Genomic DNA, 13,815 nt, shown 5'->3' with positions numbered 1-13,815 from the left:
ACGCGGTGCTGGCCGAGCGGGCCGGGGACGGGCGTCGGGCGGGTCGGGTCCTGGAGCAGCTGCTGGACCTGGCCGGCCCACCGGGCTGTCGGCGGGTCTGGACGCGGGGCTGCTGGACGCGGTGCTGGCCGAGCGGGCCGGGGACGGGCGTCGGGCGGGTCGGGTCCTGGAGCAGCTGCTGGACCTGGCCGGCCCACCGGGCTGTCGGCGGGTCTTCACCCGCGCCGAGCCGCCGGTCCGGGACCTGCTGGCCGCGCGTCTGGACGCCGGTACCGCGCACTTCGCGCTGGTCAGCGACCTGGTACGGGATGCCGGCGAGAACCCCGCCGGGCCGCCGTCCAGCCGAGGGGCGGGCTCGACGAGCCGCTCACCGAGCGGGAGTTGACCATTCTGCGTTACCTACAGAGCATCCTGTCCAACGTGGAGATCGCCAGCGAGCTGTCCCTCTCGGTCAACACGGTGAAGACCCACGTCCGCAACATCTACCGCAAACTCGACGCCACCCGTCGGCGCGAGGCGGTCCGGCGGGCGCGCGAGCTGCGGCTGATCTGAGTCGGTCGGCGGTCAGGCGTCGGCGGCGGCGTCCGTGGCCGCCAACAGGTCGGGCAGATCGTACCCGCCGTCGTGCCGGACGCCGTTGATGAACAGGGTGGGCGTGCCGTTCACCCCGCTGCGGATGCCGCCCACGAAGTCCCGGCGCACCCGGTCCGCGTGCGTGCGGTTCTCCACCTCGGCGTTCAACTCGTCCGGCGGCAATCCGACCTGTTCGACACCGAGTGAGAGGTGCACCGGGTCGAGCTGGTCCTGGTGCTCGTAGAGCCAGTCGTGCATCTCCCAGAACCGGCCCCGGACCCCGGCGGCCTCGGCCGTCTCGGCGGCGCGCTCGGCGTACGGGTGCACGTTGGCGATCGGGAAGTAGCGGTAGACCAGCCGCACGGTGTCGGCCCGCTGCCGCAACAACTCGTGCAGGTTCGGGTAGGCGGCACCGCAGAACTGGCACTGGAAGTCGCCGTACTCGACGACTGTCACCGCCGCGTCCGCCGGCCCGCGGATGTGGTCCGCGGTGCTCACCGGGTCGCGAAGTCGGGCGGTGACCTGCAAGGGCGTGGTCATCCGACGGTCACCTTCCGGTCGGCGGCGAGTTGGTCCAGCGCGTCGAAGATGCCGTCGGCGCCGGGGTTGACGTCCGGCGGCGACAGGTGGCTCCAGCTCACCGTCCCCGCCGGGTCGAGCACCACCAGCGCGCGGGCCGCCTCGCCCCGCGGCTGGTACGCGCCGTACTGGCGAGCCACCTCGCCCTTGGGCTCGAAGTCGGCGAGCAGCGGGAACTCGATGCCCCGGCTCTCGGCGAACGCCCGGTGCGACCAGATGCTGTCGACCGAGACGCCGAGCACCACCGCCTGGTACTGGGCGAAGACGGGTGCCGCCGACTGGTAGAGCGCCATCTGGTCGCCGCAGACCGGGCTCCAGTCGGCGGGATAGAAGGCGAGTACGACCGGCCGGCCACGGAACTGCTCAGGCCCGGTCAGACCCCCGTCCGGGGTGGCCGGCACTGTGAAACCGGGAGCAATACGCCCCGGTTGGATCAGCCCGTTCGGATCACTCATGCCACCAGCCTGCTCCCGGGGTGGGTGAGACGGGCTCACCCGCCCCGGGTGGTTCCGCGCGTGCTCAGCGCAGCACCGGGGCGACCGCGATGTGGTTCTGCACCTCCCGGATGCCCGGCGCCGACCAGGCGATCCGCTCCACCTCGGCCCGCTCCGGCATCGAGTGCACCAGCCCGGCGAGTATCGCGGTGTCGCCGTGCACCCGGACGCTGATCCGCTCGGCCTCGGTCGCGCCGGCTCGGGCGAGCGCGTCGACGATCCGATCGGCCAGGTTTCGGCCGTCCGGCGCGGCGGCCGGCCGGACGGTGATGCCGTTACTCACTCCGCGGACCCCGGTGAGTCGGGCGACAGCGCGTTCGGCTGCGCGCCGTTGGTACTCCCATTCGACGTCGCCGTGCAGCGTCACCCAGCCGGCGGAGACGGTGACCTGGAGCTTCTCGATGGGCACGAACGCGTCCCATTCCAGCCCGTGGCTGGCGGCGGCGGCCAGGTCGGGATCGGCGCGTTCGGTGTCGCCGGTCAGCTGCACGGCCACGTCGTTGGCGACCGCCCGGACCGAGGCGACCCGGTGGGCGGCCCGTTCGGCTGCCCACTTCTTGGCGTAGCTGTCCACCCGGCCGGTCAGGGTGACGACGCCGTCGGCGACGGTCACGCCGATCTCGTGCGGCTGCACCCGCGGTTCCCAGGTCAGCTCGTCCAGGACGGCGGACTGGATGTCCTGGTCGGTGCGGTTGATTTCCGCGGTGGCCATCTGTCCCTCCTCCGGCGTTCCGACGGCGGACCGGGTGCGGCTGCGGCCGGACGTCCGCCCTGCGCTGATCCTGCCGCCGCCCGGGGTGAGCCGCCCTCGCCCGGGACGGGTGACGACGTGACCGGGGCGGGTGAGTGCGTCGGGGAGACGCATCCGCATCGATGGTGGGAGCGCTTCCAAAGCGAGCCGTTTTCGGTTACCGTAATCGCGTCCTCGATAGCGAGAGCCGTCGCGTCGGGTGCGGGGAGCCAGGGCAGCTTCTCCGTCGCCGTCGCCGGGCCCGTCCCCCGGGCCGGCGTCAGCACGTGATCGAGACCCGTCCCCCGGGGTTCGGTCCGTCAACAGCCGTCATGGTGGTCCCATCCCACCGCCGCCGGACGGCTTCGGCCGCCATCATCCGCACCAGCCGCTGAGCACCTGATCCGGGCGGGGCACCGGGTCAGTACCCGAACGCCGGTCCGCCGGGCTGCCTGAGGGGTCCGGCACCCGGCGGACCGGTCCCGCGGGGTGGCGGCACTGACGGCGGCCCGCTCGACTCAGTCGAGCGGCCGCCGGTGCTGTTGTCGTCTAGACGGCGGGGGAGTTGGGCCGGTCGACGTCGACGAACTCCACGTCGTCGACGGCCCGATCGTCCCGGCTGCCGGCGGCCCGCGCGGCGGAGCCGACGGCCCAGCCGACCGCCGCACCGACGAGCGCGGCGCCGATCAGGAGCGTCCAGGGCAGCGCCGGCTGGCGGCCGGCGAGCGCGTCGAAGGCCAGCGAGGCGCGGCGTCGCGCTCGTCGGCCGGCGGATCCCACCAGGTCACCTGCCCCGTCGGCGAAATCGCTGCTGTTGCGACGGGCCGAACGGGCGGTGTCGCGCACACTGTCCCCGGCGGAGCTGACAGCGGAGACCAGGTGCTCCCAGGCCTGGTCCGCGATTCGCTCCGGCTTGCTGCGGCGGTCCAGCAGGTTGGTTCCGAACATCGTGGTTACCTCCTCGGGTGCCGAAGCCGCCGGCCACTTCGGACTTCGGCGTCTTTCCAGCGCGTCACGGTTTCGCCTATCCCGCAGTGCCCCGCGTCGGTCGGGCGCAAACCCGCCCTACCCGGATCGCCGCTGGGTCAGCGCAGCACGGACACGGTCACGGCGCGAGCGAAGTCGTCGTCATCGTCGTCATCGTCGTCCCCGCCACCGAAACCGCAGGCCAGCACGAGAGCGAGTAGGACGCCGACACCGGCCAGCCCAGCCAGTCGCTTGATCATCGAAGATCCTCTCCGTCACGTGGGTGTCTCGGACCGATGCTAGGGCGCGTTGGCAAACCGTGGGCGCGGCTCGGATCGGGGGACCGCGGGCGACACGCCGGTGGCACACGGGGCGGGCGGACCTCGCGGACCGGTTGTCGGGCGCGTCGGGCTGGGACCGCTACCCTGGTCGGCGGCGCGTCGGTGCCGACCGATCGCCGATGGTCAAATAACAAAAAGTCTTGAGTTCAGATACTGAAAAGTACGGATATGGGCGGCTTTGTGGGTCCGGATCCGCGAATTGCTCATCCCGAGGGGTGGCGACCGAGGCCGTCGGAGGAATACTGTCGGTCGCGGCCCGCGTACTGATGAGGCGCCCGGGGGACGGGCGGGTGGAGGTGCTCGCGTGAGCCTGTCGATCGTGAAGTCTGTGCTGTCCGGTGGAGTCGTGGAGATCGCCCCACGAGGCGAGATCGACGTCGACACAGCGTACGAGGTGCGCGAAGCGATCGCGGAGGTGCTGGCCAAGAGCCGCCCGCTGCGCATCGAGCTGAACATGAGGCTGGTCACCTTCATCGACTCGGTGGGCATCAGCGCCATGGTCGCCGGCTTCCAGACGGCCGAGGTCAGCGACGTCAAGCTGGTGGTCACCGAGCCGAGCCGGTTCGTGCACCGGCAGCTCTGGGTGACCGGCCTGCTCGGCCTCTTCGGCGCCCCGGAGCCCTACTTCGCCGGTGTCGCCACCCCCGAGGTGCTGCCCGGCGCCTGACGGCACCGGCGGCCCGCCACGTCCGTGCCGGGCTGTGCGGCCTGCCCCGGCTGCTCCAACAGCGACGGCGGGAGACGGTGTGCCCAGCAGCGATACCTTCAGCTACACCGTCCAGGCCCGGTGCTCGCCGGCCGAGGCGGCCGCGTTGCTCAGCGACCTGACCCGGCACGGTGAGCTGCACCCGCTGATCGTCCAGGTCCGCCGGGTGCCGCCCCGGCCGGGCGCCCAGGCCAGCTACACGATCAACGACCGGTTGGCGGCCGGCCCAATCCGCTTCCGGACCACCTACCACGCGGACGTGCTGATCAGCGAGGACGACGAGATCGTCATGGTGGCCCGGCAGTGGCCGGCCACCACGGTGCGCAACCACACCCGGCTGCGGGCCGAGCCGGACGGCCTGGTCCGCATCGACGTCGAGATCACCCTGACCGCACCGCGTCCGCTCTTCCGGTACGCGTTCCGCCAGGCCCAGGCCGCCCACCTCGCCCTCGCCACCCGCCTGGGCGCGGCCCTCGACCGCAACGGCGACCCCCCGCTTACCTGACCCGCCCCGCCGCCGTCACGTCGCGTTCGCCGCCGCGCTGAACTGACAGTGCGCGAACCTGGATGTCACCGCCGCTGCATCAGGCAGAGTGCTGTGGCAACGCCCGTCGGGGCGGTGCCACTCCGGTAAGCGACATACCTCAGAGGTATGAATATGACTCCCAGGTATACGGCTTGCCAGCGGTACTCCCACCCGAGAGCGCGCCGGGTCCCCCCCAGCCAGCGGCGAAGGCACCTAGATCGGGGTGGTCGCGCGATGACGGTTCATCCGGGTGGGTTGGGCGGTGCGCCGCCGGCCCCACGGCTTGTAGGTGGACAGCACCGTCGCGATGATCATCAGGCTGGTCGACACCGCCGGTGCGATCACCAGGTCGGCGCGATCACGCGCGGGCAGGGCCGCGCCCAGCGCGCCGGCGTGGCGCAGATTCGGGGTGAGCAGGAACAGCACCAGTCCGACCATCACCGTGGTGAGCACCAGCTTGACCAGCACCCAGCGGTAGCGCACCAGGCCCCACGGAGTGAGCAGCGAGCTGGCGACACCGACCAGCCACACCAGGACGCTCAACGGCGCGAAGAGTGCCGTGCCGACCAGCGCCATGACCGGGTACACCACCGCCGGGTCGGCGCCACGCCCCGCGGCGATACCGAGCGTGAGCAGCACCAGGTCGGTGCCGAGCCAGCCGAGGGCGGTGACGAGGTGCAGCGTGAGCAGGGCCTTGCGCGCGGGCGGTGGGATGCGAGGCATACCCCCGATGCTCGCCGCGGATCCCGGCCTCGTCGTCCGACCGCCGGCGACACCCGGGCTACGTCCGGGGACGTATAGCCGGCCCCACGACGACCACTGGCTGCCGGTGAGCCGCCGCGGCGGCCCACCGGCAGCCCACCATCAGTAGACCGACAGGTGTACGTGGTTGGTGTGGTCGGTGGACGGGGTGCCGTTCGCCCCGCTGTAGGACTTCCACCCGCTACTGGGCAGCCAGATCTGCCGGTACCAGATCACGTAGAGCACGGCGAGCCGGTCGGCGTTGCGGATGAAGTACGCCGCCAGGTTGTTGCCGTACGTCTTGTCGCCGCCGGTGGCGTTGCCGCCGAAGCCGCTCTTCTGGGCCGCGAAGTCGCAGGCCCGACCCTTCGGGTGTTCACCGGAGCCGCCGGACCGGTGGCAGGAGACGTACCGGGTGAAGCCGGCGGCCTTGGCCTGGTTGAGCGCGTGCAGCGTGCGCGGTGTGATGCAGCCGCTGGCCGGGGTGGGGTCGTTGACGCTGCACGACTCCGACGGCCAGGAGCCGTCGGAGTTGCGCGGCGCGGCCTTCGCGTTTGCGGCGGAGGTGCCGCGGTTGGAGTCGGTGTCGGCGGTGGTCTGCGGCTTGGGTGTGGTGGCCACGGTCAGGGCCCGTTCGGCCTGCTCCTTGCGCTTGGCCATCACCGCGACCTGCTTGCGCTGTTCGTTGATCTCGCCGTCCAGGGCGACCCGGGTGCGGTTGGCCTGGTCCCTGGTGTCGAGCAGGTCCTGGAGCACCCGGTCCTCGTTGGCGGCCACCGCCTCCAGCGCGGCGGCGCGGTCCATGAAGCCTTCCGGGGTGTTGCTGTTGAGCAGCGCCGACACCGCGCCGAGCCGGCCGCTGCGGTACGCCACGACGGCGATCTCGCCGACCTTCTCGTCGCGGTGGGCCAGCTCGGCTTCGATGGTCTTCAGTCGGGTGGCGAGCTGCTGCTGCCGTTGCACGGAGGCGTCCAGGGCGCGTTTCGCGTCCAGGTAGCCCTTGCTGGCGGCCTCGAGTTGGGCGCGGAGCGCCGGGGTGCCGCCCTCTTCGTCGGAGTCGGGGGCGGCGGCCTGCCGGCTGTTCGGGGGAGCGGCCGAGGCGGCGCCGGCCGGGATCGCGACGCCGAGGGCGAGCATCGCGACGATCAGGGCCGCCAGTCGGGCGGCGGGTGGGCGTGCTGGTGCCACTGCGCATGTCCTTCCGTCAGCCGCCGACCGGGTTAGCTGACGGGTTCGGGACGGAAGATCCCTACCGCTGACGCGGATGCACCCCAGGAACGTGGTTCCCCGGTTCGCCCGTTCGGGCGATTAGGCGGCGACCGCCACCGGCGCCGGGAGGCGCCGCCTGGTGGAGGCCGGGACCGAGCTTACCGGTGCCGGTGGGGCGGCTGCAGCCGATGTGACGGACGGTGCGTGCGTCATCACGAAAACCGCGGATCACCATTCGATCGAGCCGCACGCGCCGGTGGCCGCACCGGGCTCGATCTGCAGCGTCGCGTGCTCGATGCGGAAGTCCTCGTGCAGGGCCGTACGCGCCGCGGTGAGCACCGCGCCGACCTCCGCGCCGGGTGCCATGGTCAGGTGTGCGGAGGCCACCTCCATCCCCGAGGTGAGCGTCCAGACGTGCAGGTCGTGCACCTCGACCACGCCGGGCACAGCGGCCAGTCGGTCGTGCACGGCGGTCACCTGAAGGTGCTCCGGGGCGGCCTGCACCAGGATGCGCACGGCGGCGCGCGCCAGCCGCCAGGTGCGGGGCAGGATGAACGCGCCGATGGCGACCGCGACCAGAGGGTCGGCCCACCACCAGTCGGTGACGGCGATGAGCAGCGCCGCGCCGATGACGCCGAGCGAGCCGAGCAGGTCACCGAGCACCTCCAGGTAGGCGCCCTGGAGGTTGATGCTCTCCCGGGCGCCGGCGCGCAGCAGGGCGAAGGCGACGATGTTGGCGAGCAGGCCGAGCACGGCCACCGCGAGCACCGGCCCGGCGGTGATCTCGTGCGGGTCGCCGAAGCGGCGGATCGCCTCGATCACCACGTAGACCGCGACGCCGGAGAGCAGCACGGCGTTGGCCAGCGCGGCGAGGACCTCGAGTCGGTAGAGCCCGAAGGTGCGCTGCGGGTCGCCGATGGCCCGTCGGGTCGCCGTGATCGCGGCGAGCGCCATCCCGATGCCGAGCACGTCGGTGAACATGTGCCCGGCGTCGGAGAGCAGGGCGAGCGAGCCGGTGTGCAGGGCGGCCACCGCCTCGATCACCATCAGGGTGGCGAGCAGCCCGAATGCCGCCCAGAGGCGACCTCGGTGCTGGTGTGCGGCATTGGCGACGGACCCATGATGGTGGTCATGACCTGCGCCCACGTGAATTACCCTCCGCCGCCAGTCCGGACCCGGTCCAATGTATGTTCACATCGCTATGTGTGCAAGTGTGCGGGCGGGGTCCTCCGCCGTCGCCCGCCCGGGCGGATCAGCCGGTCGGGTCGATGGTGGTGAGCCGCTGGGTGGCCCGGGAGAGCGCGACGTACAGGGTGCGCACCCCGGCGCCCGGATCCGCCCGGATCTCGCTCGGGGCGACCAGCACCACCCCGTCGTACTCCATGCCCTTGGCCTCCAGGCTGGTCACCACCTGCAACCTCGGCGCGCCGAGCGCGCCGAGCCAGCCGGCGACCTCGTCCCGGCGGGGGACCGGCGTGATCACCCCGACGGTGCCCTCCACCTCGGCCAACAGGCCGGTGGCCGCCTCCACGGTCGCGGTCTCCAACCCGGTCGGCGGCACCGTCAGCTCGACCGGTTCGACTCCGGTGGAGCGAACCGCGCTCGGCAGCGGCAGGTCGGGGTAGAGCCGACGGATCTCCGCCGCCGCCACCGCGAAGATCTCCGCCGAGTTGCGGTAGTTGGTGGTGAGCGTGAAGTCGTGCCGCTTGCGCCGGCCCAGCGCCTGGTCGCGGGCCCGGATCAGCTCCTCCGGATCGCCGGTCCACGCGGTCTGCGCGGGGTCGCCCACCACCGTCCAGGAGGCCAGTCGGCCGCGCCGACCGATCATCCGCCACTGCATCGGCGAGACGTCCTGGGCCTCGTCCACCACCACGTGCGCGTACTCCCGGTAGTCCTCCGGACGTTCCCGGGCCGCCGCGCGGGCGGCCCGCTGCCGGTCGCCGAGGGTGCTCAGCTCACGGACACCGCCGGCGAGCTGGAACGGGTCACGTCGCGCGCGAGCCGGCTGCGCGGGCTTACCGAGCAGCGCGTCCAACTCGTCCAGCAGTGCCACGTCGGCGATGGTCAGCCCGGCCGAGTCCAGGTTCCGGTACGCGGCGTCGAGGAGCCGGATCTCGGCCGAGGAGAGGATCCCCCCGGCGTACCGGCGCAGCCGGTCCGGCTGTGCCAGCCAGCCGAGCACATGCCGGGGGTGCAGCCGAGGCCACCACGCCTTGAGGAACTCCCGGAACTCCGACCGCTCGGCGATCTCCGCCTCGAAGGCCGGTTGTTCCGGCAGCCGGCCGCTGCTCAGCTCACGGGCCTGCGCCCAGAGCGCGGCGAACACCCCGTCGAAACCGGCCCGGCGCACCTCGTTACGCCGCGCGCCCCGGTGCAGCACCCGGTCCCGGATCCGGTCCAGCGCGGCCCGGTCCAGCCGCAGCAGCGTGCCCCGGTAGAGCAGCCGCAGCTCACCCGGACCACCCGGCACGGCGTCGCGGGCCGCCCGCTCCAGCACCCGGCGCATCCGCAGCGAGCCCTTCACCGCCGCCACCTCCGGCGGGTCGGGGCGGGTGGCGGTCATCCCCGGGAAGAGGGTGCCCAGCGAGTGCAGGGTCGCGGTGTCCTCACCGAGCGACGGCAGCACGGAGCCGATGTACTCGACGAAGACCGACGACGGGCCCACCACCAGGATGCCGCCGCCGGCGTAACGGCTGCGGTCGGAGTAGAGCAGGAACGCGGCCCGGTGCAGGGCCACAGCGGTCTTGCCGGTGCCGGGGCCGCCCGCGACGATGGTCACCCCGGAGCCGGGCGAGCGGATCGCCTCGTCCTGCTCCCGCTGGATCGTCGCCACGATGTCGCGCATCCCCCGGCCGGTGGCCTTGGAGAGGGTGGCCAGCAACGCGCCGTCACCGACGACAGTCATCCCCTCCGGGGCGGCGGTCGGGTCCAACAGGTCGTCCTCGATCCGGGTGACCCGCTCGGCGCGGGACTGGATGGTGCGGCGCCGCACCACGTCCAACGGCTGCGCCGGGGTGGCCTGGTAGAAGGCGGCGGCGGCCGGCGCACGCCAGTCGACGACAAGCGTGGTGGCGTCCTCGTCCCGGATCCCGAGCCGCCCCACGTGCAGCACCTGACGGTCCCGCAGGTCCAACCGGCCGAAGACCAGCCCCTCGTGCTCGGCGTCCAGCGTGTGTCGCCGCTGCGCCGCGTGGAAGACCATCGCGTCGCGCTCGACCAGCGCGCCGAACGTGCCCACCCGGGCCATCCGGTAGCCGTCCCGCTCGGCGCGCACGGCCGAGCGCCGCAGCTCAGCCAGTCGGGCGTACACCCGGTCGAGGTGTCGTTGCTCGACGGCGATCTCCTGCTCCAGGCCGGTCTGGTCGGTCAACGCACGCTCCTTCGAGGGTCGCCGGCAGGCGGCGGAAACCGCGCGAGCCAACCGCAGAAGGGTACGGCCCCGGGCCCGGCCCGCCGCGCCCGAGGTGCGCGAACGTGCTCAGGCACCCGTCGCGGCGGCGGTCGCGTCGCGCCGCGGCAACGGCGGTTCGGCGAGCGCCCGGCGCAGAACGCCGGTGAGTGCCGCGTTGACCTCGTCCGGACGTTCCATCATCAGCATGTGCCCGGCACCCGGGCAGATGGTCAACTCGGTGGCCGGTAGAGCCGCGGCGATCGACTCGGCGCACGGCGGCGGGGTCAGTCGGTCCCGGTCGCCGACCAGCGCGGCGGCCGGCAACTGGGCCAACGCGGCGAGGGTGTCCAGCCGGTGCTGGGTGCCGATGGAGGCGCGGAAACCACCGATCGAGCGTAGCGAGGCCCGCGCCACCGCCGAGGTCACCAGCCGGATGTCGGCCGGTTCGCAGCGGTCACCGAAGAGCATCCACCGGATGCTCGGTCGCAGCGCGGTCAGCAGTGCCCGGGGTGCCCGCCACGAGCCGCACCGGGCCAGTACACCGGCGCCGGTCGTCTCGGCGAGCCGGATCAGCCGGGCGATCCGTGGCGAGAGCCCGTAGACGGTGTGCGTGTGCCCCTCGGCGGTGGTCGAGACGAAGACCAGCCCGGCCGTACGGGCGGCGAAGTGCGCGGGCTGGCGGTGGGCGTACTCCATGATCGTCATGCCGCCCATCGAGTGCCCGACCAGGACCACCGGGCCGTGCGGTACCACCGCGTCGAGCACGGCGGCCAGGTCGTCACCGAGCTGGGCCAGGGTGGCGGTGGGCAGTGCCATGCAACTGGACCGGCCATGCCCCCGGGCGTCGTAGGTGACCACCCGCACCGCCTCGCCGAACGTGGCGGTGAGCGCCTCGACCTGCCGGTGCCAGGCCCGCCCGTCCAGCGTCCAGCCGTGCAACAGGATGACGGTGACCTGGGCGTCCGTCGGGCCCGTCGTCTCGACGTGCAGCCGGACGCCGTCCGGCAGACCGACCTCGAACCGATCCGGCATCGTCACCTCCCCAGGGTCGCCCGGCATCATCAGCACCTCCGATACCCGGCGGTAACACCGGCTACCCGCCATCGCGCCGTGCCAATCGCGTCGCGGCGAACATTCCCGAGCTCGCCCGTGGTCACCGGCGGCCGACCAAGCTGAACGACATGGGGTGGTCAGGAAGGCCGTTGGGCGCGGCGTCGGAGCGGGAGCGGCAGGCCGGCGGAACGCCCCGCGCCGCGTTGGCCGATCTGCTCGCCGGTAACCGGCGGTTCGTCAGCGGCCAGCCCGTGCACGGGCACGACGTCACCGCCGCGGCCGCCGCCTCCGGCGACCAACAGCCGTACGCCGTGGTGCTGGGCTGCATCGACTCGCGGGTGCCGCTGGAGGCGATCTTCGACCAGACCTTCGGCGCGATCTGCGTGATCCGTACCGGCGGGCACGTGCTCGACCGCGCGGTGTGCGGCTCGATCGAATACGTGGTCGGGCAGCTCGGCGTACCGCTGGTGATGGTCCTCGGCCACGAGCGGTGCGGGGCGGTGGGCGCCACGGTGGACGCGCTGCGCGCCGGTGTGCGTCCCGGAGGCTCGCTGGCCCACCTGGTCGACGAGATCGCCCCGGCGGTGCTGGCGGTGGGGTTGACCGATCCGGCGGTGCTCGCGTTGGCGATCCGCCAGCATGTTCGGCGCACGGTGGACGCGCTACGGGTCGACGATCTGCTCGCCGGGCCGGTCGCCGCGGGGCGGGTGGCAGTGGTCGGTGGCCTGTACGACCTGGCCACCGGCGAGGTGGCCCTGATCGACCCGGTCTGACCTCGGCTCGGGGCCGCTGCGGGCCCGTCGCCGCTGCCCGGGCGGGGCATGCTGCCCCGGGTCGGACTCATTCCAGGGCCAGGGGCCGTAGTGCCGCGCTGGTCCTTTGGAGCTGATGTCGTGTCCGAATCAGCGGAATCTCTGGGTCAGGGGTAGTGCGGAGTCGGTGCGAGTCGGTTACGACATCAGCTCGACAGCATGCGCGCACAAGTAGGTCGGTTCGGCCCGGGTGTACATCGCCGTCCGGTCGCTGCGGTTCGTGGACGCGAAACCGCCCGCCGGGACATCCCGACGGGCGGTTCGACGGTGTTGCGGTGGGGGAGAGATCAGCCCTCGAAGACGCCGGCCGCGACCAGGCGCTTCTCGGTGGCCTCCCAGCCGTCGTTCGGGTGGGCGGCAGCCAGACCGTTGATCTCCGCGCGGATCTTGGCGGCGTGGCCGGCGGCGGCCAGCACGCGGATCTCCTCGACGAAGGCGTCGGAGTCCGTGCGCAGGTGCGCGGTCTTGCCATTGGTCAGGTTCCGCACGTAGGCGTGCTTGCCGCCGTTGAGCGGGATGAGGTACTTGAACTCGCCCAGCACGCTGAGGGCGCCACCCTGGCCAGCCTGGCCGGCCCGGACGGACGCGCGCGCGGTCTTAGAGGTGTTGCTCGCCACGGAGGTACTCCTTGCAAGACGTACGGGAGGACTGGACGTCCGGGGGCTGTGTGCGGGTCGTACCTGAGCTCGGCCCGCAGAGGTGTAACGCGGCATAAGCCGCCGGTGGAACTGTACAGGACCACGACATCATGCTGGTCGTCGCGGTGTCCTGAGGGGCAACGGCAACCACCCGTCCGGCTATTCCGGCCGGCGTTTCTTCCGATTCCCTGGCGCACCACGCGTCACAGGAGTAATCATGTGTTGCGGAAACCACCTGGGTGGACGAGGTCGTAGGGGAAGACGCACCTCGCTCTCCGGGAGGTCCACCGTGCCAACGCGTGGCGTCGTATACGTCCACTCGACCCCACTCGCCGTGTGCTCACACGTCGAGTGGGCGATCGCGCGCGTCCTAGCCGCGCCGGTCAACCTGCAGTGGACGGCTCAGCCCGTCGACCCCGGCGCCCGCCGGGCCGAGTGCGGGTGGACCGGTCGTCCGGGGACGGGCGCCGAGCTGGCTGCTGCCCTCCGGCAGTGGCCCATGATCCGTTTCGAGGTCACCGAGGAGCCGAGTCCCGGCGTCGACGGTGAGCGCTTCATGTACGTGCCGGCCCGTGGACTGTTCCGGGCCACCGTCGGGGTCGCCGGCGACATCCAGCTCGGCGAGGACCGGCTCCGTGCGCTGATGGCTGCCTCCCGGGCCCCGGAGGCGCTGGCGCACGCCCTGGACAAGGCGCTCGGCACGGCCTGGGACGCAGACCTGGAGCCCTACCGGTACGCCGGCGACGGGGCTCCGGTGACGTTGCTCACCCGGGTCGGCTGAGTCGAGCGCGGCCAGCCGGGCCACCTGCGGACGAACCGTCGGTGACGGGTGCGGGCGGTAAGGTCAAGTTGCCCCGATAAGGGGGAACTGCTGGGATAGGCGACGTGTCGAATCGCCCGTGCCGCGCCGGCGTCGCTGTCGTCGCCCTGACCGCCCTCCTCGTCTCCGGCTGCTCGGGTGGTGATCCGGACCGCCCCGCCCCGACGCCCAGCCCGCCGGGCACGTCTGTCGCCCCGAGCGCCGCGCCGCCGGCCGGCGACCCCGCCGGCCGCGCC

At 72.6% G+C, this 13,815-nt stretch carries 15 protein-coding genes, 1 pseudogene and 1 riboswitch; of the genes and pseudogenes, 5 read left to right on the top strand and 11 right to left on the bottom strand.

What is annotated here, in order from left to right:
* Positions 1 to 552, top strand: a pseudogene (locus JM949_RS25780) (LuxR C-terminal-related transcriptional regulator); the annotation flags it as partial.
* A gap of 12 nt (positions 553 to 564) precedes the next feature.
* Here JM949_RS25780 and JM949_RS25775 read toward each other — a convergent pair.
* The 5 genes from JM949_RS25775 to JM949_RS25755 form a co-directional block, all read right to left on the bottom strand.
* A complete protein-coding gene (locus JM949_RS25775) occupies positions 565 to 1,113 on the bottom strand; it encodes a DsbA family protein (RefSeq protein WP_203150858.1) in 549 nt (182 codons plus the stop codon).
* Positions 1,110 to 1,607, bottom strand: a complete 498-nt coding sequence (locus JM949_RS25770) for a redoxin domain-containing protein (RefSeq protein WP_203150857.1) — start codon at positions 1,605 to 1,607, stop codon at positions 1,110 to 1,112. The genes JM949_RS25775 and JM949_RS25770 overlap by 4 nt, the downstream gene beginning before the upstream one ends.
* A 64-nt stretch (positions 1,608 to 1,671) precedes the next feature.
* Complete coding sequence (locus JM949_RS25765; RefSeq protein WP_203150856.1) at positions 1,672 to 2,358, bottom strand: BON domain-containing protein; 687 nt, start codon at positions 2,356 to 2,358, stop codon at positions 1,672 to 1,674.
* A gap of 567 nt (positions 2,359 to 2,925) precedes the next feature.
* A complete protein-coding gene (locus JM949_RS25760) occupies positions 2,926 to 3,324 on the bottom strand; it encodes a hypothetical protein (RefSeq protein ID WP_203150855.1) in 399 nt (132 codons plus the stop codon).
* 137 nt (positions 3,325 to 3,461) lie between these two features.
* Positions 3,462 to 3,602 (bottom strand): hypothetical protein, encoded by a 141-nt coding sequence (locus JM949_RS25755; RefSeq protein ID WP_203150854.1) that lies wholly within the window; start codon positions 3,600 to 3,602, stop codon positions 3,462 to 3,464.
* 385 nt (positions 3,603 to 3,987) lie between these two features.
* On the opposite strand from JM949_RS25755, the gene JM949_RS25750 reads away from it, so the two are divergent.
* Positions 3,988 to 4,350: an STAS domain-containing protein gene (locus JM949_RS25750; protein WP_203150853.1), complete on the top strand. Its 363-nt coding sequence runs from the start codon at positions 3,988 to 3,990 to the stop codon at positions 4,348 to 4,350.
* A gap of 79 nt (positions 4,351 to 4,429) precedes the next feature.
* Positions 4,430 to 4,894: an SRPBCC family protein gene (locus JM949_RS25745; protein ID WP_203150852.1), complete on the top strand. Its 465-nt coding sequence runs from the start codon at positions 4,430 to 4,432 to the stop codon at positions 4,892 to 4,894.
* A 234-nt stretch (positions 4,895 to 5,128) separates the two neighbouring features.
* Here the strand turns inward: JM949_RS25745 and JM949_RS25740 are convergent, their stop codons facing one another.
* From JM949_RS25740 to JM949_RS25720, 5 genes are all read right to left on the bottom strand, one after another.
* Positions 5,129 to 5,638: a hypothetical protein gene (locus tag JM949_RS25740; protein ID WP_203150851.1), complete on the bottom strand. Its 510-nt coding sequence runs from the start codon at positions 5,636 to 5,638 to the stop codon at positions 5,129 to 5,131.
* Positions 5,639 to 5,779: 141 nt separating this feature from the next.
* Positions 5,780 to 6,793, bottom strand: a complete 1,014-nt coding sequence (locus JM949_RS25735; RefSeq protein ID WP_203150860.1) for a coiled-coil domain-containing protein — start codon at positions 6,791 to 6,793, stop codon at positions 5,780 to 5,782.
* A 56-nt stretch (positions 6,794 to 6,849) separates the two neighbouring features.
* Positions 6,850 to 6,981, bottom strand: a riboswitch (cyclic di-AMP (ydaO/yuaA leader).
* Between the two features lie 112 nt (positions 6,982 to 7,093).
* Positions 7,094 to 8,011, bottom strand: a complete 918-nt coding sequence (locus JM949_RS25730) for a cation diffusion facilitator family transporter (RefSeq protein WP_203150850.1) — start codon at positions 8,009 to 8,011, stop codon at positions 7,094 to 7,096.
* A gap of 106 nt (positions 8,012 to 8,117) precedes the next feature.
* Complete coding sequence (locus tag JM949_RS25725) at positions 8,118 to 10,235, bottom strand: HelD family protein (RefSeq protein WP_203150849.1); 2,118 nt, start codon at positions 10,233 to 10,235, stop codon at positions 8,118 to 8,120.
* A 108-nt stretch (positions 10,236 to 10,343) separates the two neighbouring features.
* Positions 10,344 to 11,288, bottom strand: coding sequence for an alpha/beta fold hydrolase (locus JM949_RS25720; protein WP_203150859.1), 945 nt, complete (start codon positions 11,286 to 11,288; stop codon positions 10,344 to 10,346).
* 170 nt (positions 11,289 to 11,458) lie between these two features.
* On the opposite strand from JM949_RS25720, the gene JM949_RS25715 reads away from it, so the two are divergent.
* On the top strand, positions 11,459 to 12,082 hold the full coding sequence (locus JM949_RS25715; RefSeq protein WP_238433880.1) for a carbonic anhydrase: 624 nt from the start codon (positions 11,459 to 11,461) through the stop codon (positions 12,080 to 12,082).
* A gap of 326 nt (positions 12,083 to 12,408) precedes the next feature.
* On the opposite strand, the gene JM949_RS25710 is transcribed toward JM949_RS25715, so the two are convergent.
* Entirely contained in the window at positions 12,409 to 12,738 is a 330-nt protein-coding gene (locus JM949_RS25710; protein ID WP_203150847.1) for a hypothetical protein, read from the bottom strand.
* 310 nt (positions 12,739 to 13,048) lie between these two features.
* On the opposite strand from JM949_RS25710, the gene JM949_RS25705 reads away from it, so the two are divergent.
* Positions 13,049 to 13,540: a DUF3145 domain-containing protein gene (locus JM949_RS25705; protein WP_110565634.1), complete on the top strand. Its 492-nt coding sequence runs from the start codon at positions 13,049 to 13,051 to the stop codon at positions 13,538 to 13,540.
* The last annotated feature ends 275 nt before the right edge of the window (positions 13,541 to 13,815 follow it).

Source organism: Micromonospora tarensis (genome assembly GCF_016803395.1).
GTDB classification, from domain to species: domain Bacteria; phylum Actinomycetota; class Actinomycetes; order Mycobacteriales; family Micromonosporaceae; genus Micromonospora; species Micromonospora tarensis.
The sequence above is the reverse complement of the archived record's forward strand: the minus strand, read 5'-3'. Positions and strand labels throughout refer to the sequence as shown.

Coding starts and splice junctions, on each gene's coding strand:
- JM949_RS25775 (WP_203150858.1), bottom strand. CDS start 1,113: ATGACCACGCCCTTGCAGGTCACCGCCCGACTTCGCGACCCGGTGAGC.
- JM949_RS25770 (WP_203150857.1), bottom strand. CDS start 1,607: ATGAGTGATCCGAACGGGCTGATCCAACCGGGGCGTATTGCTCCCGGT.
- JM949_RS25765 (WP_203150856.1), bottom strand. CDS start 2,358: ATGGCCACCGCGGAAATCAACCGCACCGACCAGGACATCCAGTCCGCC.
- JM949_RS25760 (WP_203150855.1), bottom strand. CDS start 3,324: ATGTTCGGAACCAACCTGCTGGACCGCCGCAGCAAGCCGGAGCGAATC.
- JM949_RS25755 (WP_203150854.1), bottom strand. CDS start 3,602: ATGATCAAGCGACTGGCTGGGCTGGCCGGTGTCGGCGTCCTACTCGCT.
- JM949_RS25740 (WP_203150851.1), bottom strand. CDS start 5,638: ATGCCTCGCATCCCACCGCCCGCGCGCAAGGCCCTGCTCACGCTGCAC.
- JM949_RS25735 (WP_203150860.1), bottom strand. CDS start 6,793: ATGCTCGCCCTCGGCGTCGCGATCCCGGCCGGCGCCGCCTCGGCCGCT.
- JM949_RS25720 (WP_203150859.1), bottom strand. CDS start 11,288: ATGCCGGATCGGTTCGAGGTCGGTCTGCCGGACGGCGTCCGGCTGCAC.